At 68.9% G+C, this 22,103-nt stretch carries 20 protein-coding genes; 11 read left to right on the top strand and 9 right to left on the bottom strand.

What is annotated here, in order from left to right:
- The 3 genes from NX1_RS37115 to NX1_RS33280 form a co-directional block, all read left to right on the top strand.
- The coding region (locus NX1_RS37115; protein ID WP_068068601.1) for a hypothetical protein at positions 1-649 on the top strand (649 nt) is incomplete at its 5' end.
- A 172-nt stretch (positions 650-821) separates the two neighbouring features.
- Positions 822-2,357 carry a Rieske 2Fe-2S domain-containing protein gene (locus NX1_RS33275; RefSeq protein WP_068068605.1) on the top strand — a complete coding sequence of 512 codons (1,536 nt, stop codon included), beginning with the start codon at positions 822-824 and terminating at the stop codon, positions 2,355-2,357.
- Between the two features lie 114 nt (positions 2,358-2,471).
- Positions 2,472-4,229 carry an RNA-binding domain-containing protein gene (locus tag NX1_RS33280; protein WP_169812330.1) on the top strand — a complete coding sequence of 586 codons (1,758 nt, stop codon included), beginning with the start codon at positions 2,472-2,474 and terminating at the stop codon, positions 4,227-4,229.
- A 109-nt stretch (positions 4,230-4,338) separates the two neighbouring features.
- Here NX1_RS33280 and NX1_RS33285 read toward each other — a convergent pair whose 3' ends face one another.
- The 6 genes from NX1_RS33285 to serS form a co-directional block, all read right to left on the bottom strand.
- The gene (locus NX1_RS33285; protein WP_068068611.1) at positions 4,339-4,674 is read right to left on the bottom strand and encodes a BP74-related protein; all 336 of its coding nucleotides are present in this window, start codon (positions 4,672-4,674) and stop codon (positions 4,339-4,341) included.
- 160 nt (positions 4,675-4,834) lie between these two features.
- Positions 4,835-5,869: a TlpA family protein disulfide reductase gene (locus NX1_RS33290; protein WP_068068614.1), complete on the bottom strand. Its 1,035-nt coding sequence runs from the start codon at positions 5,867-5,869 to the stop codon at positions 4,835-4,837.
- Between the two features lie 425 nt (positions 5,870-6,294).
- Entirely contained in the window at positions 6,295-7,293 is a 999-nt protein-coding gene (locus NX1_RS33295) for a DMT family transporter (protein WP_068068645.1), read from the bottom strand.
- 118 nt (positions 7,294-7,411) lie between these two features.
- Positions 7,412-8,710, bottom strand: coding sequence for an MFS transporter (locus tag NX1_RS33300; RefSeq protein ID WP_068068648.1), 1,299 nt, complete (start codon positions 8,708-8,710; stop codon positions 7,412-7,414).
- A gap of 155 nt (positions 8,711-8,865) precedes the next feature.
- Complete coding sequence (locus tag NX1_RS33305; protein WP_245668860.1) at positions 8,866-10,716, bottom strand: putative bifunctional diguanylate cyclase/phosphodiesterase; 1,851 nt, start codon at positions 10,714-10,716, stop codon at positions 8,866-8,868.
- Positions 10,717-10,800: 84 nt separating this feature from the next.
- Positions 10,801-12,063 carry a serine--tRNA ligase gene (gene serS / locus NX1_RS33310; RefSeq protein WP_068068620.1) on the bottom strand — a complete coding sequence of 421 codons (1,263 nt, stop codon included), beginning with the start codon at positions 12,061-12,063 and terminating at the stop codon, positions 10,801-10,803.
- A 161-nt stretch (positions 12,064-12,224) separates the two neighbouring features.
- Here serS and NX1_RS33315 point away from each other — a divergent pair, with 161 nt between their 5' ends.
- The 6 genes from NX1_RS33315 to NX1_RS33340 all read left to right on the top strand — a co-directional run bounded on the left by NX1_RS33315 (position 12,225) and on the right by NX1_RS33340 (position 18,031).
- Positions 12,225-13,925 (top strand): aldehyde dehydrogenase family protein, encoded by a 1,701-nt coding sequence (locus NX1_RS33315; protein ID WP_068068623.1) that lies wholly within the window; start codon positions 12,225-12,227, stop codon positions 13,923-13,925.
- A gap of 59 nt (positions 13,926-13,984) precedes the next feature.
- Positions 13,985-15,127, top strand: coding sequence for a septum formation family protein (locus tag NX1_RS33320; protein WP_084501956.1), 1,143 nt, complete (start codon positions 13,985-13,987; stop codon positions 15,125-15,127).
- Positions 15,128-15,140: 13 nt separating this feature from the next.
- Positions 15,141-15,491, top strand: a complete 351-nt coding sequence (locus tag NX1_RS33325) for a metallopeptidase family protein (RefSeq protein WP_068068626.1) — start codon at positions 15,141-15,143, stop codon at positions 15,489-15,491.
- Positions 15,492-15,682: 191 nt separating this feature from the next.
- Positions 15,683-16,006 carry a PE family protein gene (locus NX1_RS33330; protein ID WP_068068629.1) on the top strand — a complete coding sequence of 108 codons (324 nt, stop codon included), beginning with the start codon at positions 15,683-15,685 and terminating at the stop codon, positions 16,004-16,006.
- 34 nt (positions 16,007-16,040) lie between these two features.
- Positions 16,041-17,201: a PPE domain-containing protein gene (locus NX1_RS33335; RefSeq protein ID WP_068068631.1), complete on the top strand. Its 1,161-nt coding sequence runs from the start codon at positions 16,041-16,043 to the stop codon at positions 17,199-17,201.
- Positions 17,198-18,031: an ESX secretion-associated protein EspG gene (locus tag NX1_RS33340; protein WP_068068634.1), complete on the top strand. Its 834-nt coding sequence runs from the start codon at positions 17,198-17,200 to the stop codon at positions 18,029-18,031. The genes NX1_RS33335 and NX1_RS33340 overlap by 4 nt, the downstream gene beginning before the upstream one ends.
- A gap of 70 nt (positions 18,032-18,101) precedes the next feature.
- Here the strand turns inward: NX1_RS33340 and NX1_RS33345 are convergent, their stop codons facing one another.
- The 3 genes from NX1_RS33345 to NX1_RS33355 form a co-directional block, all read right to left on the bottom strand.
- The gene (locus tag NX1_RS33345) at positions 18,102-18,767 is read right to left on the bottom strand and encodes a histidine phosphatase family protein (RefSeq protein WP_068068654.1); all 666 of its coding nucleotides are present in this window, start codon (positions 18,765-18,767) and stop codon (positions 18,102-18,104) included.
- 5 nt (positions 18,768-18,772) lie between these two features.
- Positions 18,773-19,687, bottom strand: coding sequence for a prephenate dehydratase (pheA, locus tag NX1_RS33350; RefSeq protein ID WP_068068636.1), 915 nt, complete (start codon positions 19,685-19,687; stop codon positions 18,773-18,775).
- A 141-nt stretch (positions 19,688-19,828) separates the two neighbouring features.
- Positions 19,829-20,254, bottom strand: a complete 426-nt coding sequence (locus NX1_RS33355; RefSeq protein WP_068068657.1) for a hypothetical protein — start codon at positions 20,252-20,254, stop codon at positions 19,829-19,831.
- Positions 20,255-20,377: 123 nt separating this feature from the next.
- Between NX1_RS33355 and NX1_RS33360 the strand changes: the two genes are divergently transcribed.
- Positions 20,378-21,139: a DUF2470 domain-containing protein gene (locus NX1_RS33360; protein WP_068068639.1), complete on the top strand. Its 762-nt coding sequence runs from the start codon at positions 20,378-20,380 to the stop codon at positions 21,137-21,139.
- Between the two features lie 43 nt (positions 21,140-21,182).
- Positions 21,183-21,971, top strand: a complete 789-nt coding sequence (locus NX1_RS33365; RefSeq protein ID WP_068068642.1) for a CPBP family intramembrane glutamic endopeptidase — start codon at positions 21,183-21,185, stop codon at positions 21,969-21,971.
- Positions 21,972-22,103: the final 132 nt, after the last annotated feature.

Below are 22,103 nucleotides of genomic sequence, written 5' to 3' on the forward strand. Positions count from 1 at the left end.
CGGCGCGGTGCCCGGCGTGCCGGAGGCCGCTACCGCGCTGCGGCGCTGGGCCGCCGACCTGAAGGCGGACACCATCGCCGAACTACAAGACAAGTGCTGGACCATGGCTCCCGGCAATGTCGCCGACATGTACGAGGACAAGCAGACCATCCTCGCCGCCATCGCCCAGCCCGGCACCGCTACCACGAGCACCGTCACCTGGAAGAGCCGCGGCGCGACCGTCACCGTCGAGCGCGACGCGATCGCGACCGGTTACGCCTGTCCGCGCGTGTTCCCCGCCGGTACGGAGGTCGGCTACAACGACGCCGACGCCCGCCACACCGTGCGCCGCTACTTGGCCCGCTTCGTCGGCGAACCGCTCGACCCGGCCGACAAGGAAGGCGACTACCCGCTGATCTGCAAGGCCGGCCCGGCCGAGTGGGACCCGAAGGGCACCGGACGCCCGACCCCGCCGCCGCTCGCCGACAACCCAGGCAAGCTGACCGGCACGACCGACTTCGCGGGTCAGGAGATCAGCTCCGATCGGATCGGCGACGGCTACATCACCGTGGAGGTGCCGGTCACCAACTCCTCCGGCGTCAGTCAGGTCCGCACGTTCACGCTGACCGAGAGCAACGAGGGGTACTGCATCGGCGACGTCTCGCCGTAGCGGGCACCGTGAGCATCGTCATGTGAACGCAGCTACTAACCTGGTTGCCTGATAACGCCCATCCGGCGCGGCGTGGCAGAAGGTGCGCCCGATGGTGCCGCCGGACGAAGTCCGTCCATCGCTCAGCGCACCGCCGGAGCGCAGGCGGAGGTACGCGTAGGAGGAACAGCTCGTGCAGATCACCAGCGTCGGACACGCCGGATTCCACATCCGAACCGCGGCCGGATCGATCCTTTGCGATCCGTGGGTCAACCCCGCGTACTTCGCCTCCTGGGTCCCGTTCCCCGACAACACCCGGCTGGACTGGGACGAGCTGGGCAATTGCGATTTCCTCTACGTCTCGCACCTGCACCGCGACCACTTCGACGCGGAGCACCTGGCGAAGCACGTGAACAAGGACGCCACGGTGCTGCTGCCGGACTACCCGGTGCCGGATCTGCGCCGCGAGCTGGAGAAGCTCGGCTTCCACAAGTTCGTCGAGACCGAGGACTCGGTCAAGCACACCGTGACCGGTCCGGGCGGCGAGCTGGACATCATGATCATCGCCCTGCGCGCGCCCGCCGACGGGCCGATCGGCGACTCGGGCCTGGTGGTATCCGACGGTGAGACCGTCTGTTTCAACATGAACGACGCCCGCCCGGTGGATATGGACGTGCTGCACGAGGCGTTCGGCCACGTGGACATCCATCTGCTCCAGTACTCCGGCGCCATCTGGTACCCGATGGTCTACGACATCCCGGCCCGCACCAAGGCCAACTTCGGCAAGCAGAAGCGTCAGCGGGGCATGGACCGGGCGCGCAGCTACATCGAGCAGGTCGGCGCGACCTGGGTCGTGCCGTCGGCCGGCCCGCCGGTGTTCCTCGACCCCGATCTTCGTTACCTCAACGACGACCGCGGCGACGAGGGCAACATCTTCCCCGACCAGATGGTGTTCCTGGAGCAGATGCGGATTCACGGCAACGAGGGCGGGATCCTGATGATCCCCGGTTCGGTCGCCGACGTGCGCGGCAAGGAACTGTCGCTGACGCACCCGTTCGATCCGGACGAGATCTACGCCGACAAGGCCGGGTACATCGAGCGGATGGCCGAGCGGTTCGCCCCGGTGATCGAGGCCGAGAAAGCCACATGGGCCAAGGGCGACGGCCCGCTGCTCGAGCCGCTGCGCAAGCTGTTCGAGCCGATCATGGCGCAGAGCGATCTGATCTGCGACGGCATCGGCTACCCCGTCGGCCTGGTGCTCGGCGAGGAGACGGTGGTGCTCGACTTCCCGAAGCGGACGGTGCGCGCGCCCATCGAGGGTGAGGGCAAGTACCGCTACGGGTTCCGCATCGCGCCGGAACTCGTGCAGACCGTGCTGCGCGACAACGAGCCCGACTGGGTGAACACCATTTTCCTGTCCACCCGGTTCGAGACCTGGCGAATCGGCGGCTACAACGAATTCCTCTACACGTTCTTCAAGTGCCTCACCGACGAGCGCATCGCCTACGCCGACGGCTGGTTCTCCGAGGCGCACGACGATTCGTCCTCGACCGAGATCGCCGGCTGGGAGGTGCAGCGCAGGTGCCCGCACCTGAAGGCCGATCTCTCCAAGTTCGGCGTGGTGGAGGGCAACACCCTCACCTGCAACCTGCACGGCTGGCAGTGGGACCTGGAGTCGGGCCGGTGCAAGACCTCGAAGGGACACGAGCTGCGGTCGCGTCAGCTCTGACGCTCTCGCTGCCCCTCACTGTCTGAGCAGATTTAATTTATGCCATCCCACCCCAGTAGAGGGCATCCATAATTTATGCTTCTATAAATTATGGATGCCGCGAGGGGAGGGGCCATGACCACAGATTTCGGGCGCGATCAGCTTCGCGACGAGATCGACCGAGTTCTTCGCTGCCTGGAATCGGGCGACCGAGTCGGTGAGACGCAGCAAGTCGACTTCAAGGAAGACGCCGGTCGACGCGACAGACATGGCGGCACTGTCCAAGGGACCGGTGACCAGGAGGCTGCCGCGACCGCCCTTGCCCCTGAGGCCGCGTGTATGGCCAACTCCGACGGGGGCGGCGCACTGATAGTGGGTGTCGCCGATGACGAATCACTCACTGGAACCGACCTCGATTCGCAGTGGCTACGCCACCGGATCTACCAGCTGACCGGCAACCAGCTGACGATCGATGCGCGCCCTGTGCTTGTCCGTGGCGTCCGGCTTCTGGTTCTGGTGATCCCTGAGGCGATCGAGCCCATTCGGTACAAGGGCAAGATCAAGTGGCGGGTAGCCGACAACTGCGTCGAAATCGATCCGACCAGCTGGCACGAGCGACGGCTGCGACGCGTGAACTACGACTGGTCAGGGCAGGCCAGCGATACACTGGGCGCCAAGGTTCGCGAGGCGGCCATCGACATCGCACGTGACTTCCTCCGTGAATCGAATGACCCGTCCGCGCAGGATCTCGCGGCCGCGCCGACACCGGAGCTTCTGCGTCGCCTCAACGCCGTCACCGGCGGAGGTTATCTGACGAACGCCGCGAAACTGCTGTTCATCGGCCGACCGTCCCCCGCACTGGACTACATGCGCCGCATGTCGGCGGGCGGTGACAGCACCGAAAGGGTCCGGCGCGCCGACCGTTCGGTCATCGAGCAGCTCGCCGAGGTGTTCGTCGTCGCCCGGGCCAACAACCCCATCCGGCACATCAGCAAGGGCCTGGCCACCGGGCAGGTCCGCGAGCTGCCGGAACGCGCACTCCGAGAAGCGATAGTGAACGGACTCGCCCACCGTGACTGGAACACCGACGACCCGACGGTGGTCGAGCATATCGGTCGCACGCTGCGAGTAACCAGCCCTGGCGGCTTCTTCGCGGGAGTCAACGAGAGCAACATAATCACGCATCCATCGAAGTCACGGAACACAGCGCTCACAGAGCTGCTCGCGGCGCTGAAGATCGCTGAACGCGAGGGCGTCGGGGTCGATCGGATGGTCGGCGACATGCTGCGACGCGGGCAGCCCGCTCCCGAAATTCGCCAGATCAGCGGCCCTAGCGTGGTTACCAGCCTGGTCGGCAACATCATCGATGAATCGTGGATGACGTGGCTGAACGAGTTCGACAACAGCGCGGTGCGTGATGATCTGCGACTGCTCATGATGATCGATCACATGGTGCGTCACGGGTGGATCGATGACGCCACGGCCGGGCGCGTCATCCAGCTCTCGCCACTGGAAACCAGAGATGCGCTCAACACACTCGCCGATCAGCGGCTGCATGGGAGTGCGGTGATCGCCGACGTCGCGGGCACTCCCGTGGGTGCGGACAGAGCGTATGCACCCAGTTCGCGCGCCCGGGACCTGCTGGCCGAGTGCGACGCTACATATGGGTGGTCTCGGAAGTGGCCTGATCGGCGAGAAATCGCCCTCAGCTACGCATCCGAGCGAGGGCGAATCAGCACGACCGAACTAGCCAGCATGGTCGACGCCCACGCGACCAACGTCGGGTCCGTCCTCAAGAGACTCGAGCAAGAAGGATTGCTTCGCCCATCGCGAGAGAACCGGCGAGGTCCTGGTTTCTATTACGTCTACGCGCCCGGCGACGAGGATGCCTGAGCGTCAGCGTGGTAGTCGCGGGCGACACGAGCTGCGGTCGCGTCAGCTCTGAGCTCGATGGACCCCGGCCGGCGCACCCGGCCGGGGTCTCACGCAGCGGGTCCGCCGATCAGCGGATTTCCCTGGTGAGCTTGGACGACCAAGGACACCAGAAACAACCGGGCAGGAAGGCGCCGCACGCTTCGTCGAGGTGGTCTTCGACGTAGTTGATGGACGAGTCGCAGACCTCGATCGCCATGGTGAAGAAGGTGATCGTGTCGGGATCGAGGTGGAAGCTCCAGCCCGGGTTGTAGTCGACCGGGGTCTTCCTGATCCGGCCCATGACGTGGATCGACATCTGTTCCTCACCGGACAGGATCCGGCGAGCTTCCTCGATGCGCTGCTCGTTGGTCAGCCGGATGATGAATTCCTTGCCGGAGTAATCGGTGAATGCGAAGTCCGCCATGACATCTCCCCTACTGAAGTGGTGGATGGGTCGCGCGCGGTTTCTGCATCGATGCGTCTCGATCCTAGCTATCAGTTAGCAACTGTGTCATGAAATGCTCTGCGCACCAATCGTTTTGAACCACAGGTTGGTTTCTGTCGCAGGAAACCAGGCCGACCGGTCAGCGCGGGCCGTGCGCGGCGGCGTGATGACCGTTGCTTCGAGAGGAAAGCTGAGTCCGGACGGATTTCCTGGCGAGAATCAGCTCGCGGGTCGCGATAGCGCCCCGCGCGACCGGCGCGGCGACCCGACCGTCGGCGTCGATCAGCACGGCCGACGGTGTCCCGCGGACGCGGTAGCGCAGCGCCGCCTCGTTGCCCTGCTGCACCAGCGCGGGGATGTCGTCGCCGAGCCCCTGTTCCACGCCCCACGCGGCCTGTTCCACGGCGTCTCCGTTCCCGACGACCACCATGGTCAAGTCGGTGCGCGTCCGCCATCGTGGCAGCTCGCGGGCCAGCGCGGCGCACAACTCGCAACCCGGATGCACGAACACCAGCAGCACGGCCCGGCCCGCAGCGAGCAGGTCGGCCAGGCTCGTCCGATCGCCCGCTACGTCGAGCAACTCGAACTCCGGCGCCACCGAACCGACCGGCAAGCCCTCGGCGCCGAGTGTCGACAAGGCCTGCTCGTCCAGCCTGCGACGTAGCGCGCCGACCTGACCTGCCAGCCACGTCAGCACACCGCACACCACCGCGAAGAATGCGAGCCCGGTGGCGGTGTCAGCGGGCAATCCGGCGGGAACCAAGGGACGGGCGAACGCACCCCACAGGACCACTGCCGCGAGCAGCATCAGCACGCCGTTGCGCACGATGCTGCGCGCACCGATCGGCGTCGCGGTGGCCGCCCCGAAACACGAGCACGCCGGACGCTTCCCGCTCCGCATCAGCCGGACCATCACCGCGGTGAAGACCGTCAGCAGCAGCAACGCGCCGATCGCCGCGGCCGCCACGGTCCACGGCAACAGCACGCTCACCGCGAGCACCGCCTCGACGACCGGCAGCCCCAACGCCACCGCCGGCACCCACCGCACCGGCACTTCGAAGTCCCCCACCGCCTGCCGCGTCCCCGCGCGATCGGCCAGTTTCCCCCAGGCCGACAACCCGAACACCACGGCGAGCGCCAACCGCGTCACCCACACCCCGTATTCGATCAGCATGGGCCGCACCCTCCCACATCTGCGGTTATTCGAAATCGGAATCGCCGGAAGAGTATTCGAGGTGTTGCGAAGAGCTGGTCGATTCCTGGTGAACGGCGGCGCCCACGCCAAGTCCGAACAGCCCGTCGTCCGGCGGCTGCGCACGCCACTGCACCGGAAGGATCGGGGCCGCGGTGCGCGTCACCGGAATCACCCGAGGTGGAGCGCAAGTGAGACCGGACAACGCGCGCAACAAGCGATCGCGAAAACGCAGTGGTCATCCGTCCGGAGAAGCGCCGGGAGGTGCATCACGCCTGCGCGTCACCGAGAGCACCGAGTGGCGCAGCCAAGGCGCCCTGGGTCACGGCCCGCGCTGGCAGCCCGTGCCGCCGGAGCATACCGGGAAGCCCGGCCCCGGAAGCAGGCCCTGGATAGCGCGCGACCGGTCAACGGTGCCCAGACCGGGAATCGGCTGACGTGGATGTGGTGCCGGAGCGCTGCTTGGCGGCCAGCCCGACTGCCACAAAGGTGAGCAGGCAGCCCAGCACCGACCACGGGGACAGGGCCGGGCCGGTCGGGATGAGCAAGTCCAGGGCGATGGCAGTGGCGAGCTGGCCCGCGACGGAGGTGAGGCCGAGCAGCAGAACTCCGATCCAGCGGACGGTGAGCGCGGCGAGGGCGATGAACGTGACGCCGATCGCGCCGCCGAGATAGAGCCAGGGTTCGGCGGGGAATTCGCCGAGGCCGCCCGAGCTGGTCAGCAGGGCGGCTTCGATCGACACCAGGGCGACGAGTCCGACCGCGAAGTTCACCAGCGCGGCCGAGAACGATCCGCCGACCTCGCCGACACGTCCGTTCACCGCCTGCTGCCAGGCCAGGCCGATGCCCGCCAGCGCGGGCAGCGCGATGAGCAGCGCGGACGGGACCGCGCGCAGCGATTCGGGAAGCGCGAGCGCGCCCGGTGCGGCGCCGGAGCGGCCCGCGACGGCTAGAAAGACCGCGCCGACGGCGAGCGCCGCGCCGCCGACCCGCAGCGCGGTGATCGGAGTCGAGCCGCTCGGTGCCAGCCCGAGCCGGTCGACGACCAGGCTGCTGGACAGCTGACCTGCGACGACGGCGACCGTGAAAGCGGTGACGCCGATCGCCGCGACGGTCAGGCCCTGGCAAGCGACGAAGAACGCGCCGAACAACCCGCCGAGCAGTTGCCACCGATGCAGCGTCCCGTCACCGAGCGCCCGGCGCACCGCGCCGAGTCCGCCGCGCAGTCGCCCGCTGAGCGCGAACGCGATCACGAGCAGGAATAATCCGGTCCCGAAACTCACCGTGGCGGCGGCGATGCCGTCCTGCAACCGGACACCGAGCGCACCGTTGACCCGGGCCTGCACCGCCACACCCGCGCCGATGCAGAACCCGCACAGCAACCCCAGCCTCGTCCGCCCGGTCATTTCCGCACCGTACCCGCGGGTCGATCGGCTGCCGGTGCGGCCCCGAAAGACCGACGAGCGCATGCCTTTCCGCCCCGAACGTCGAACCGCGCCGTTTGCGCGGTCGCGGGGCAGGCGCTCACGCCTGTTCCGCCACCTCCGCCCGTACCAGCCGCGGCGGCAACCACGCCGGGGTCAGCGCGGCGATCGCGAGCATGACCACGCCGAGCAGCGCCAGGGTCGCGGCCATCGAGAGCCAGACCGTCGCCAGCGCGACGAATCCGAAGATCACCAGCGACACCACCTCCGACAGCAGGCCGGACACCGAGGTGACCGTCGCGCGGGCCGGGCCCTCGATCGCGTCTTGCAACCGGGATTCGGCGACCACTTCGGCATTGAGCACGAGACCGTAGCCGATGCCGATCGCCGTGAAACCGACGCCGGTGAGCAGATATACCGCGTCCGGGCGATCGGTGGCCAGACCAGCGATCAGCGCGCCGCCGATGAACAGCACGCCACCAACGGCGACTCCGGCCGCGATAACGCGGGCGGACAGCCGCGCCGTGCGACCCGCGAGCAGCGAACCGGTGAGCGAGCCGACGACGGTGAGACCGACGAGCAGCGGCACCACCACGGTTGGCGCGCCCGCCGACTGCGCGAGCAGCGCGAAGTACTCGTCGTAGGCGGTGATGCCGAAAAGCAGCGCGCCGAGCAGCACGCCGTTGCGCACCCGGCGCACCCGAATCGCCTCGCCGACGCCGGTGCGCAACATCGTCAGGTACCGGGCGAGCACGCCGGATCGGTCGGCCGCCGCCGCCTGAGCCCGTGCGTCGCCGGGCACCACAGGGTGACCCGGCACCGTCGCGACGGCGTCGGGCACGTCGTCGGTCAGGTCGTCGACCGACGCCGCCTTCGGCGCGCTCGGCAGCGACAACGCGACGAGCACGTGCACCGCCGCGATCGCCACGCTGGACCAGCCGACCAGGGCGTACCCGCCCCAGGCGTACAGCGGTGTCGCGGCGAGGATCGCCACGACCACGGCGCCCTCCGCGGCAGCGCGGGCATAGCCCATGATGCGCGGATACACGGCGGGTTCGCCCCTGGCGACCAAGTCGTCGTAGACCAGCGCCTCGAAGGTGCCCGACTCCAGGGCGCTCGACACGCCCCACAGCACGAAGCCGGTCGCGAATCCGAGATAGGACGGCGCGACGGTCCACAGGGTGAAGGCCGCCAACACCAGCGCGCCGCTGAGGACGAGCAGGTTGCGCCGGGACACCGTGTCGGCCCAGGCGCCCGATGGCACCTCGAGCACGAACGCGGTCACCGACCACAGGGCGAGCAGCGAGGAGATCTGCGCGGTGTTCAGGCCGTGTTCGGCGAACAGCAGCGCGTACAGCGCGTAGAGCGGGATGAGATCGCGCGAGCCCCGGAACAGCACCGCGCGCACGGTGAGACCACGGACGCCGTGATCACGACCCCGTCGCGTGGAGGGTGCGCGGGAAGCTCAATAACCGTTGATGATCAAGCGCATGTCCTTCAGCTTCGACGCACGGCCGTGGCCTCGTCAAGCGATTTTCCGCGCCCGCGGGCGACTCAACCGAGCGGCAGCCAGCCGTTGGCCGCGGGCATCGAGTCGTCGTCGATCTCCCGGTCGGACAACCCGGCCCCGATCCGGCCCTGCCCCTCGTTCAGGTCGTTGATCAGGTCCGATACCGGATGCGAATCGCTGTAGTGGTAGCCCTGGGCGAGCGCGAAACCGAGTTCGGTCAGCACCGCAGCCTGGTACTCGGTCTCCACGCCCTCCGCGATGACTTGCAGGTCGAGCGCGCTGCTGAGGGCGGCGATCACGCCCAGCAGCGGCGGCGCGGGCGAGTCCGAACGGATGGCCGCCACGAAGGACTGGTCGACCTTCAAGATGTCGCTCGGCAGGGTGGCCAAGCGGCTGAGCGAGGAGTAGCCGGTGCCGAAGTCGTCGATGGCGATGCGCACGCCACGGTCGCGGAGCGTGTGCAGATTCGCGATGGCGGTCTGCGATTCGGCGGCCAGCTCGCTCTCGGTGACCTCGAGGACCAGCTGGTCGGCGGGCCACCCGGTGCTCGCGAGAATGTCGGAAACCCGGTCGGCGTAACCGGATTCGGCCAGCTCGAGACCGCTGACATTGACGTTGAGCGTCAGGTCGAGCTGCGCGAAGGTCTCCTGCAACCGGGCCGCGTCGGCGCAGGCGCGGCGCAGCACGAGCTCGTCGAGATCGGCGATGAGGTCGTATTCCTCCGCGACCCGGATGAGTCCCTCGGTGGTGACATCCGGCTGCGCGCTCGACGACCAGCGCAGCAGCGCCTCGACGCCGACCGCCTTGCCGCCGCCCTCGCTCAGGCTGACGATCGGCTGATAGTGCACGTCCAGCGCGCCGCTATCGATGGCCTCGCGCAGTTCGACGGCCAACGGCAGCTGCCGGGAGGACTCGAGCACCGTCCGATTGCGGCCCGCCTGCTTCGCGCGATACAGGCCGACATCGGCGCGGCTCACCAGCAGCGAGCCGGACTCGCCGGGCTGCCACGAGGTGACGCCCGCCGAACAACCGGTGGTGACGGCCGCCCGCAGCTGCTCGGTGAGCAGGATCGCGGCCTGTTCGGTGGTGTTCGGCAGCAGCAGGGCGAAGGCGTCGCCGCCGTAGCGGGCCAGCCGCTGCTCGGGGGCGAGCAGCTTGGACCAGGTGTCGGCCACGCGTTGCAGTACCGCGTCGCCGGCGCGGTGGCCGAGGTGATCGTTGATCTTCTGGAAGCGGTCGAGATCGACCAGCACCAGCGATAGTCCATGGCCGTTGCGGGTGGCCTGCGCGATCGCGTTGTTCAGCGCGCGGTCGAAGCCGCGGCGATTCAACAAGCCGGTGAGCACGTCGATATCGGCTTCCGAGGCCATCCTGGTCAGGATGCCGACGACGACGCCGACGCCGAACGTCACGCCCGCCGGGATCAGACCCGACCACCAGGGCAGGTCGCGCGCGGGCAACGCCCACAGGCACAGCGCCATGGCGAAGGCGATGTGCGCCATGGCCTGCGGCCAGCGGAAGAACAGCGCCGCGTCGCAGGCGACGAAGACGTAGAACGAGGCGAGGCTGATACCGCCGACGGTGTTCGGGAACGAGTGCACCGCGATCGTCACCAGCACGGTCGCTATCGCGACATAGCCGTGGTGGATGGAATGCGGCAGTCGCGGACCCCACGCGAGCAGCGTCAGACCCAGCACCAGCGCGATCGCCGCCGCTGTGCCGACCAGTGGTCGATTACCCTCTTCACCCGGCGCGATGGCCGTGATCACCAGGCCGAGCACACCACCCATGACGTAGAACGCCCCGGTGGTCCGAGCCATGACCATTGCCGTCGCCAGCGCCGATGCCGCCCGCACCCGGGTTCGGGTATCGCCGCGCGCCCCGATTCCTCGCACGGGGAACAGCCTAGACACAACAGATCTCACTGGTTGCCACATCCCCGGAATCCGGGCATGGCGAACCAGTGGCTAATGCCGTGGTCAGCCCGCGGGTCGCAGCACCTCGGTGCCGACGAACGGGACCAGCGCCTCGGGCACCCGTACCGAACCGTCGGCCTGCTGATGGTTCTCCAGCAGCGCGACGATCCAGCGAGTGGTCGCGAGCGTGCCGTTCAACGTGGCTGCGATCTGCGGTTTCCCGTTCTCGTCCCGGTAGCGCACGGCGAGGCGGCGGGCCTGGAAGGTGGTGCAGTTGGAGGTCGAGGTGAGTTCACGGTAGGTGCGCTGACTCGGCACCCAGGCCTCGCAGTCGAACTTGCGCGCCGCCGAGCTGCCCAGATCGCCCGCCGCGACGTCGATGATGCGATAAGGCACCTCGATGGCCGCGAGCATCTCCTGCTCCCAGGCGAGCAGGCGCCGGTGCTCGGCGTCGGCCTCCTGCGGCGTGGTGTAGACGAACATCTCGACCTTGTCGAACTGGTGCACCCGGATGATGCCGCGAGTGTCCTTGCCGTAGCTGCCCGCCTCGCGGCGGAAGCACGACGACCAGCCCACGTACCGCTTGGCGCCCTCGCCGAGATCGATGATCTCCCCCGAGTGGTAGCCGGCCAGCGGCACCTCGGAGGTGCCGACCAAGTACAGGTCGTCGTCGGCCAGGTGGTAGACCTCCGCCGAGTGCTGGCCGAGGAAGCCGGTGCCCGCCATGATCTCCGGGCGAACCAGCACCGGCGGAATCATCATGGTGAAGCCGTTGGCCACGGCCTTCTGCGCGGCCAGCTGGAGCAGGCCGAGCTGCAACAGCGCGCCGTAGCCGGTGAGGAAGTAGAACCGCGCGCCCGACACCTTGGCGCCGCGCTCCATATCGAACACGCCGAGCGACTCGCCGAGCTCCACGTGGTCCTTCGGCTCGAAATCGAATTCGCGCGGCGTTCCGATCGTCTCCAGGACGACGTAATCGTCCTCGCCGCCCGCGGGCGCGCCGTCCTGCACGACGTTCGAGATCGCGCGGTGCGCGGCGTCCAGATCGGCGTCGGCGGCGTGCTGGGCCGCCTCGGCCTCCTTGACCTTCACCGACATCTCCTGCGCCTGCGCGAGCAGCGTCGGGCGCTCCTCCTTGGACGCCTTGCCGACCAGCTTGCCCATCGCCTTGTGCTCGGCGCGCAGATTGTCGGCGGTGGCGACCGCGGCGCGGCGCGCGGCGTCCGCCTCGAGGAGGGCGTCGACGAGGGCGGGGTCTTCGCCTCGGGCGCGCTGCGAGGCGCGCACCGCGTCGGGGTCTTCCCGCAGGAGTCGGAGGTCGATCATGGGCTATCAGCCTAGTCGGCGGGCCGTCGGCGTTTCACCCCGATATCGGTCTGCCGCTCCCAGCGGCCGGATCGGGCGCGCGTGCCCGGCCCCGCTGACATGTTTGCGCCGATCTGCCCAGTTCCGGGCCGCGTGGGGTGCGACGCGCGCATAGTTGGTTTGTGGGCACCACTTTCGACGAGACGACCATCGACAACGCCCTTGCCGACCTGTCCGCGGGCGAGAAGACATGGGCCGCGACGCCGCTGCGCAAGCGCAGGGAACTGCTCGACGAGATCCACAAACGCACCGGCCGCTTCGCCGGTGACTGGGTGCGTGCCGCGAGGGCGGTCAAGGACCTCGACGCGGACTCGCCGCTGGTCGGCGAGGAGTGGATGTCAGGCCCGCTGACGCTCTTGCAGGCCACCGCCGCGCTCTCGGCGACCCTCGCGAAGCTGGAGGACGGGCGCAGCCCGCTGGACGGCGTCCGGCTCGGCACCGCGCTCGGCGACCGGGTCACCGTGCCGATCCTGCCTTCGGACGCCTACGACCGGCTGCTGCTGAGCGGTTTCCGGGGCGAGGTCTGGCTGCGGCCGGGCGTCGACGCCGACACCGCCCGCCGCCGCGCCGGACTCGGTCAGCTCGATCCCGCCGCGACGGGCGGCGTCGGCGCGGTGCTCGGCGCGGGCAACATCACCTCGATCCCGCCGCTGGACGCGCTCTACGAGCTGTACGCGCACAACCGCGTCGTCGCGCTCAAGCTCAACCCGATCACCGATCCGCTGTTCACGGTGTTCGAGATGATCTTCGCGCCGCTCATCGAGCTCGGCGTGCTGCGGATCCTGGTCGGCGGCGCCGAGGCGGGCGGCTACCTGGTACGTCATCCCGACGTCGCGCACGTGCACATGACCGGCAGCGCCAACACCCACGACGCGATCGTCTGGGGGCGCGGCGCCGAGGGCCGGGCGAACCGGCGGGCGGGCACGCCGCTGCTGGACAAGCCGATCACCAGCGAGCTCGGCGGCGTCTCCCCGACCATCGTGGTCCCCGGCGACTGGTCCGACGCCGACCTGAGCTTCCAGGCCGAGCACATCGCGACCCAGCGGCTGCACAACGGCGGCTACAACTGCGTAGCCGTGCAGACGGTGGTGCTCGGCGCGGACTGGCCGCAGAAGGACCGCTTCCTCGACGAACTGCGCACCGCGCTCGAGCTGGCGCCGCAACGCGCGGCCTACTACCCGGGCAGCGAAGCCCGCGTCGCCGACGCGCTGGCTTCCTACCCGGACGCGGAACGCCTCGGACAGGGCCGGGTGCTGATCGACGGTCTGCCGCCGGCCGACACGCCGCTGTTGCGCACCGAGTACTTCTCTCCGGTGCTCGGCGTGGTCGAACTGCCCGGTCGCGGCGGCGAATTCCTCCAGGGTGCGGTGGATTTCGCCAACGCCGAACTGGCCGGAACGCTCGGCGCGAACGTGCTCGCCGATCCCAAGACCGTCGCCAGGCTCGGCATCGCCTTCGAAAGCGCCGTCGAGCGCCTGCGCTACGGCACCGTCGCCGTGAACGCGTGGACCGGCCTCGCCTTCCTTTCGCCGCGCGCGTCGTGGGGCGCGTTCCCCGGCCACACCCTCGACGACGTGCAGAGCGGAATCGGCGTGGTGCACAACGCCTTCCTGCTCGACGATGTGGAGCGCACGGTGGTGCGCGGACCGTTCCGTCCCGCGCCGCGCTCGCTGCTCGGCGGCGAGCTCGCGCTCTCTCCCAAGCCGCCGTGGTTCGTCGACAACGAAACCGCCGCCGTGACGGGGCGCAAGCTCACCGAGTTCTACACCGATCGCAATCCGGCCCGGTTGCCCGGACTCTTCCTGTCCGCGTTCCGCGGGTGAACGCGCTTATTCGGCCAGGTCGTGGCACCGAAGCGCAGACACTGCCATGATGGACCGCGATGTCCTCCGATGATGTGTCCCAGACTCCGCACTCCGAGCAGTCGCCGACGGGTGCATCGGCGCGTTCGGGTTCGTTCCCTCGATCGCTGGCGTCCGCGCGCGGCGCGCTCGCCGAGGGCGGCGGGCTACACCTGTCGGCGCCGACGCTGCGCTGGGGTCTGCTCGCCGTCGCCGCTGGCGCCGTCGCCGCGGCCTTGGTCACGCTTTTCGTGACCGGCTTCGACAACGAAGCCGGCCTCGAGGCGCACAACCCTGGCGCGCCCGCGCAGACGGTGCTGGACAAGGAGTTCGGCACCGCGGCCAAGGGCGACTGCCTGAGCTGGAACAAGCCGGACCGCAGCGACCTGGTGAAGGTGTCCTGCGGCAACCGGCACCTGTTCGAGGTCGCCGCCGACATCGACATGAGCAGATACCCGGGCGTGGAATTCGGCCCCGGCTCGCGCTTCCCGGATTCGCTGCGGCTCACCGAGCTCAAGGAAGAGCACTGCGTGCCTTCGGTGCAGCAGTACATGAACGGGAAGTTCGATCCGCGCGGGCGCTACGTCGTCGGCCTGATGTACCCGAGCCCGGAGGGCTGGAAGAACGGCGACCGCACCCTGCGCTGCGGCCTGCAATTCTCGGGCAGCACCGGCACGCCGCTGCCGTCGCAGGGCAGCGCGACCGAACACGACCAATCCAGGGTGTTCCAGTCAGGCACCTGCCTCGGCATCAACCAGAACCTGCCGACCGATCCGGTGGACTGCGCGCAAGCGCACGCGGTGGAGATCGTCGCCACGGTCGATCTCGGCGCCCACTTCAACGGCGGCCCGCCCGCCAAGGAGGAGCAGGACAGGTACGTCGAGGAGGAGTGCGGCAAGGCGGCCGACGACTATCTCGGCTCCCCACAGGCGATCCGCGACAAGACGCTCACGCTGTTCTTCGACTACATCGACGCTCGCAGCTGGCTGGCGGGCAGCCGCAAACTGGACTGCATGATCGGCAAGGGCACCGACCGTGAGGGTTTCGCGCCGATCACCGGTACGGCCAAGGGCGAGATCCTGATCAACGGCCAAGCCCCTGTGCCGCCGCCGAATTCGGGTCGCTCCACGCCCGCGCCGCTGCCGGGCGCTGCTCCGCTGCCGCCGCAGCCGCAACCCAGGTAGGTCGCGCGCGCCCATGACGGTCTCCATGTCCGAGGACCGGTTCGAGGAACTGGTCTCCGACGCGCTCGATCTGATTCCGGCCGAACTAGCGCGCGCCATCGACAATGTCGTCGTGTTGATCGAAGCACGCAATATGGAAGACCCGCATTTGCTCGGGCTCTATCACGGAATCGCGTTGACGGAGCGGGACAGTCAATACGGCGGCGCGCTGCCCGACACGGTGACCATCTATCGCGACGCGATTCTGGAGATCTGCGCCGACGAGGAAGAGGTGGTCGAACAGGTCGCGGTCACCGTGATCCACGAGATCGCACACTATTTCGGCATTGACGAAGACCGGTTGCATCAGCTGGGATGGGGCTAGTCTTTACCAAGTCGCCGGTGCGAGCCGCGTCATCCAGAGGGACACGGTACGCAGGGGAGCGCGGGCGGCTGGCAAGATCGCAAAGAAGTAGGGGATTCGATGGAACCGATCGCGTGGCTGTCGCGTCCTATCACTCGTAGGGGGAATTCTCGTGGTTCCGCCCCATAGCCGCCACTAGAAGGAGTCGAGTAATGGTTGGCCACGTTTCGATCTCGCCCGAGGTCATCCTCGCCGCCGCTGCCGAACTGGACCTGCTGGCCGAGCGACTGGCCGCCGCCGCGGCGGTCACCGGTCCGGCGACGCACGTCCTTCCGTCCGGCGCCGACGAGGTGTCGCTGCTCGCCGCCCACCACTTCAACAAGGCCGCCGCGACGCACGACACGTCCGTCGCCCAGGGCATTCTCGAATTGCACCATGCCGCAGCCGTTTTGCGCATGCAGCTCGCCACCCACGTCGCCGAGGACGTGGTCAAGGCGGGCGTGATGCACGGCGTCGCGGGCACCATCGGCGCCTGATCGCGGGCATCGAGACACAAGGGGAGAAACAAGCATGACCGCAGGAATCACCGGGGTGTTCTGGCTGCCCCGCATGGCCGAAGCGAATTCCGCCGCGCTACACGCGGGCGCGCACGCCATCCCGATCTCGGCCGCCGCCACCGCGTGGGGCGGGCTCACCGCGGCGTGGGTGGACGCGACCGCGACCGTCACCCGGGTGATGGCCGAGCTCGGCGTCGGCATGCAGGGCGTGAACGGCATCGCGGCTCTGTCGCGGCTGGTCGGGTTCACCGGCTGGGCCGAGCAGCAGGGCGTGATGGCCGCCGCCATGGGATCGAAGGCCGCGGCGAACGCCACCGCCTACACCGTCGCCGCGCTGACGATGCCGAGCCCGCCCGAGATCATCGCCACCGTCGGCGCCGTCATGGCCTCGGCGAACCCGCCGGGAGCGGTGTCCGGCGCGCTGGAAGCCGCCGAGGTCGCCAAGCACGCGATGGACATTCGGGCCGCGCTGGTCATGGAGACCTACGAGGCCGCGACATCGGTGACCGTGTCCACCCCCGGCGAGTTCTACAACCCGCCGCCGATCGCCAACGGCGCGGGCAGCGCCGACCCGGCGGCCGCCGAATCCTCGTTCCAGGGTGATCCGGTGCAGTCGGCCATCGCGACCGCCGTCTCGGTGGTGAACAACCCCGCCGTGGCCAGCGTCGCGACCCAGGTCGCCAACGTGGCGGGCACCGTCGCCACCGGCGGCGTCAGCACCGTCGGCAACATCGGCGCCAACGCGATCGCGGCGGTCACCAGCGCGGCCGCGCCGAGCGTCGCACCCGCGGCGCCGGTGACGATGATGGCGGGCGGCATGGCGGGCGTCGGGGCGACCGCCGCGGCCACCCGGTCGGCGACCTTCGGATCCGGCGCCGCCGTCAACCTGAACAACGGGACGCTGAAGCTGCCGGAAGGCTGGGGCTCGGGTCTGCCGACCAACGCGCCCGCCGCAACGCCGGTGGCCGAGGTCATCGCTCGTGTCGATGCCGCGCCGGTCCGTCCGGCCAACGGCAACCCGGCGGGCAGCCCGCTGCTCGGGAACACGCGCGGCGCCGAGGACGACGAGTCGGTGCACAAGGGCGCGGACTACCTGCGTGGCGATCACTTCACCGACGGCCGTTTCTCCGCCGATGGCGTCATCGGCGCCGACCCCGCCGGGACGGCTAAGTGACGATTCTGGGAGCGGGCCGCGGTCCGTCGATGCTCGGGGGCGTCGGGTTGTCGCTCGACGAAATGCAGTTTCTCCTGGAGAAGCTGGAGATCGATGAGCTTCCCGTCGTGCTGCAAGCGATGGGACGCTACGACAACCAGGCCGACCACGACGCCGCGATGGACGTGGCCGCCCAGGCGCTCACCGAGCGGGACTTCCTGATCGACGGCATCGTCCACCAGGAGCTGGAGGATCGGCTGCGGACGCTGTATCGCCCGCACTGGGTCCTCGCGCTGCGGTGGGTCGTCGAGGGACAGATCAGCCGGATGTGTCTCGCGAAGGGTGACGACATGGTGGTCGTCGCCCTCCGCGGGCCGGAGTCCTATGTGATCGACGAGGTCGAAGAGGATCTTCCCGGTCCGATCGTCGCGGCGCTCGGACCGGCGGAGCCGCTCGAGCTGGAGAGCACGAACGCCCAGACCGAGTTGCTCGCACCGATCTTCGGCGAAACCGGCGATGCCGCGGCGACGGCCAACCGGTTGGCGAAGGTGTGCAACCCGAATCGCGACGTGCAGGTGCTGGCCTCGGCACTGGTCGAAATCCATTCGCACGCGCAGATTTCCGGTGTTGTGTACGGCGACGGCACGCGCGACATCTCGGACAACCACATCGCGATCTTCAACACCCGCGGCGGCCGGTTCCTGATCACCGCCAGCGTCGCCGACGACGGCACCAAGTGGTCATCGATCAGCTCCGGCACCACGGCGCGACTGCGCACCGCGCTGCTGGACCTGATCAGCTCCCTGCCGGAACGGCAGGACTTCCCTCGGGCCACGACCAAGCGGTCCTGAGGCTCGCAGTTCGTTCACACGCCTCGCGCAGGCCCTGACCTCTGCCAGGCGTCGAAAACGTGTGCGGCGCTCAACCCATCGGGTCGTCGGCGGTCGGTGAGACCTCGTAGCCGAAGGGTGGGACGAAGCGGCCCCAGCGGATGCAGTCCCAGCCGCCGTCGGGGCGCGGGACCAGCTCGATGGTTTCGGTGTTGTCGAGATGGTTGTTCGTGGTGAATGGTGGTGCGACGCCGCTCAGCGTGCGTGCCACCAGTCGCATCGCGGCGCCGTGGTTCACCAGCAGCACGTCGCCGCCGCCCGCTTCCGGCAGCAGGAAGGACTCGCGCAGCGTCTCGATGACCGGCAGGAATCGGGCCAGAACGTCTTCACCGGATTCGCCGCCCGGCACCCGCGTGGACAGATCACCCTCGTGCCAGGCGCGGTAGATGCGCTGGAAGGTCCGGTGCGCTTCGGGGTCGTTCAACCCTTCCAGTTCACCGACCTGGACCTCGTGCACGTCATCGAGGACGTCGGCGGCGATACCGGTCGCCGCCTCGATGTATCCCGCCGTCTGCCTGGCGCGCAGGGCGGCCGAGCAGAGCAGCGCGCGCGGTGGCGCGAGCAGGTTCGATCCGAACGTCTTCGCTTGGGCCGCACCGCGTTCGGTCAGTGGAAGCCCTGGAACCTTGGTGTCGAGAATCTTGGCGACATTGCCTTCGGTCTCCCCGTGCCGGACCAGGATCAGCTTGCCCGCGATCTCGTTCATATGTCCGCCACCCCCTTTCGTAACTGTGTCAGCCACTCCGCCGCCGCCTCGTCGGACGGCGGCGGCGTGCCGGTCGCCGAGGTCGCGGGCCAGGAACCGAGGAAACGGATCCGGGCCGTGCGGTGCAGCGCCTTGAGCGCCTCGGCGATCGCGGTGTCATCGATATGCCCGACGCAGTCGAGATAGAACCGGTAAGTGCCCATTCCGGTTCGGGTGGGCCGAGATTCGATCCTGGTCAGGTCGATGCCGCGCGTCGCGAATTCGGCGAACGCGCGCATCAGCGAGCCGGGCTCGTTCGCCAGTTCCAACACGATCGAGGTGCGGTCGACGCCGGTCGAAGGCGGCGCGACGCGGGGCCGGGTGACCAGCACGAAGCGGGTGATCGCCTGCTCGTGATCGGCCACCCCGGTGGCAAGGGCGATCAACCCGAGCCGCTCCCCCGCCAGCGCGGTCGAGACGGCGGCATCGGCGCGCCCGGCGGCGACATCCTCGGCGGCGGCGGCGTTCGAGGCCGAGGTGTAGATCTCGGCCTCGGTCATGCGGCGGGCGACCCACATCCGGACCTGCGCCGCGGCCACCGGGTAGGCGGCCAGCGTGCGCACCTCGGCCAGCTCGGTGCCCGGTCGCGCGAGGATGGTGAAAGTGACCTCCAACTCGGTCTCCGCGACGATCTGCAACCGCGGCCCGATGGCCAGCGAATCCAGCGTCGCCGAGATCGAGCCCTCTACCGAACTCTCGATCGGCACGACAGCGCCATCGACGTCACCGGACCGAATCAGGTCCAACGCCGCCCCCTGACTGGGCGCGGCGACCCGTTCGACGGGTCCGTCGAAGACCGCCGAGGATTCGAGCTTGGCGAGGGCCATCTCGGTGAAGGTCCCGGACGGTCCGAAATACGCGATGCGCGGCACCCCTACGACATTACAAGCGCCGCGATGCCAGCAAACTGCTTCGTGCGACGTGCGTCCGCCGCGTGCGAGGGCTGGGCCTGGGTGGGAGCCGAGGTAGGGCTTGAATCGAGCGGGGTGTGCAACCGTTCGGCGTGGTGGACCCTAGCGACCGAGCACCGCGAGAACCTCACCGACGCTCTCCGGAGCGACCGTCTCCACCGCGAGCAGAACACCGCGAACCGCCTCGACCGCAGGCGGTTTCAGACCGACGAGAAATTCGATGTCCGGCCGGGCGAGAGCGGTACGAATGTCCTCGCCGCACAAAGCGGCGGCTGTCGCCGCGACAACGGCGAGCGCCCGTTCCCCGTCGTCCGTACGCGCGACGAAGCCGGTCTCGGAGTGTGCGGCACCGGCGAGAAAGTCGGCAATCTCGGCGTCGGGAGCGTCGGCGTCCAGGGTCGGCGCGTCGGGGACGGACCCGGGCGGGCGGATCAAGCCGTCGACCAGGCTGCGTCGAGCGGGCGCGGACAACGAGACCAACACCGGTTCGCTCGCGCCGTGACCTGCCGTTGGTGTCGCATCTCCCACGAGGATCACCGTAGCGGGCCCAGATTCTGGAATCCGCCGGACGGTAACGCTTGCAGATCGAGGGCGGCTCACTTAGCTTAGGTTTACCTAATTAACGCCGCCGCCATCATCACGGAGGTCCGCATGCCGAATCCGACCGTCGCGCCCACCACCGCCGAGCGGGTACGCAGCGCGTGCGCCCACGCCGAGCAGGCGGTCCTCGCCCTGCCGGGGATCGACCCGACGCCGACCTCGCTGCATCACCTGCGGCAGTGCGGCGACGTGGTGATCGCGGTGCCGACCGGCTCGCCGGCCGAGGTGCTCACCGGCAACTCCGGCCCCGGCGGAACGGCGGCCGTGCTCGAACTCACCGATCATGCGCCGCTGCCGCTGCGCGAGCCGGTCCGCGCCCTCGTCTGGTTGCGCGGCACCGTGCGCGCCGTGCCCGCCCAGGCGCAGCGCCTGCTGGCGGGCGAGGTCGCCAAGGACAACCCGGATCCCGCGCTGCTGGACGTCGGGCACAGCTCGACCCTGCTACGCCTGGTGATCAACAGCGCCGTCATGGCCGATTCCACTGGCGCCGAATCGGTCTGCGTCGAGAAGCTGCGACTGGCCGAGCCGGACCCGTTCTGCGCGCTGGAATCGGCCTGGTTGCAGCACATGGACGCCGACCACGCCGACGTCATCGCCCAGCTCGCGCGCCATCTGCCGCCGCGCCTGCAAACCGGCGCCGTGCACCCGCTCGCCATCGATCGGTACGGTGTCACCCTGCGCGTCGAGGGCCACGACGGCGACCACGACTTCCGCCTCCCCTTCAGCGCACCGGCCGACGACGTCGAATCGCTCAGCCGCGCGGTACGCACCCTGGCGGGCTGCCCCTTCCTCAACGGCCTGCGCCGAATCTGACCGCACCCGGCTCGGGCCCGCGCTGCTGGCTAGATTCGACGGCATGCGTGCTGAGTCGGATGCCCCCGGCGAATCCGAGCTGACGGATCGGGAGCGGCTGGCGATCCGGATCGAGATCGCGGTCGTGTTGACCGTCACCTTCGGGCTGAGCGGGATAAGCGCCGCGCTGTCCCTGCTGGACAGTGCGTTGGGGCCGGGCGGCGTCGGCGGGCGCACTATCGCGCTGAACGCCTCGCGCTCCGAGCAGTCGCTGATCGACCTGCTGTTCCAGTTGCTCGGAGTATTGCGACTGGCCGGATGGGCGGCGCTGGGCCTGTACCTGTTGTGGCGCAGCGGGATCGGCCCGCGCCTGATCGGGCTCGGACGGTTCCGGTCCCGCGCGGACGGGCTACCCGGGCTGGCGCTGGCGGCGATCATCGGCATACCGGGACTCGGGTTGTATCTGGCCGCACACGCCATGGGGTTCAGTGTGACGATCGTGCCGAGTTCGCTGGAGGAGCACTGGTGGCGGCTGCCCGTCCTGATCCTGTCCGCCTGCGCGAACTCGTTCGCCGAGGAGATCCTCGTTGTGGCGTACCTCATCACACGGCTGCGTCAACTGGGCTGGACGGAGAATTCGTCGCTGCTCGCGTCGGCGCTGCTGCGCGGGAGTTACCACCTCTACCAGGGACTCGGCGGCGGTATGGGAAACCTGTTGATGGGCTTGATTTTCGGCCGCTACTGGCAGCGCACCAACCGGCTGTGGCCGTTGATCACGGCGCACGCCACCATCGACGCGGTCGCCTACATCGGCTACACGGCCTTACGTGGACACGTTTCCTGGCTGCCGTAACGGAAACAGGTCGCCGGGTGATTCTCAGAGGAACCCCCTGCCGCCCCCTATCAGTAAAGTCAGTGTGATGAACGGCGACGACCCCCGCAATGCGCGGACGCGCCGGGTGCCGCCGCCGCAGGGCCGACCCGG

The organism is Nocardia xishanensis NBRC 101358, from assembly GCF_001613365.1.
In the GTDB taxonomy this organism is placed as follows: domain Bacteria; phylum Actinomycetota; class Actinomycetes; order Mycobacteriales; family Mycobacteriaceae; genus Nocardia; species Nocardia xishanensis.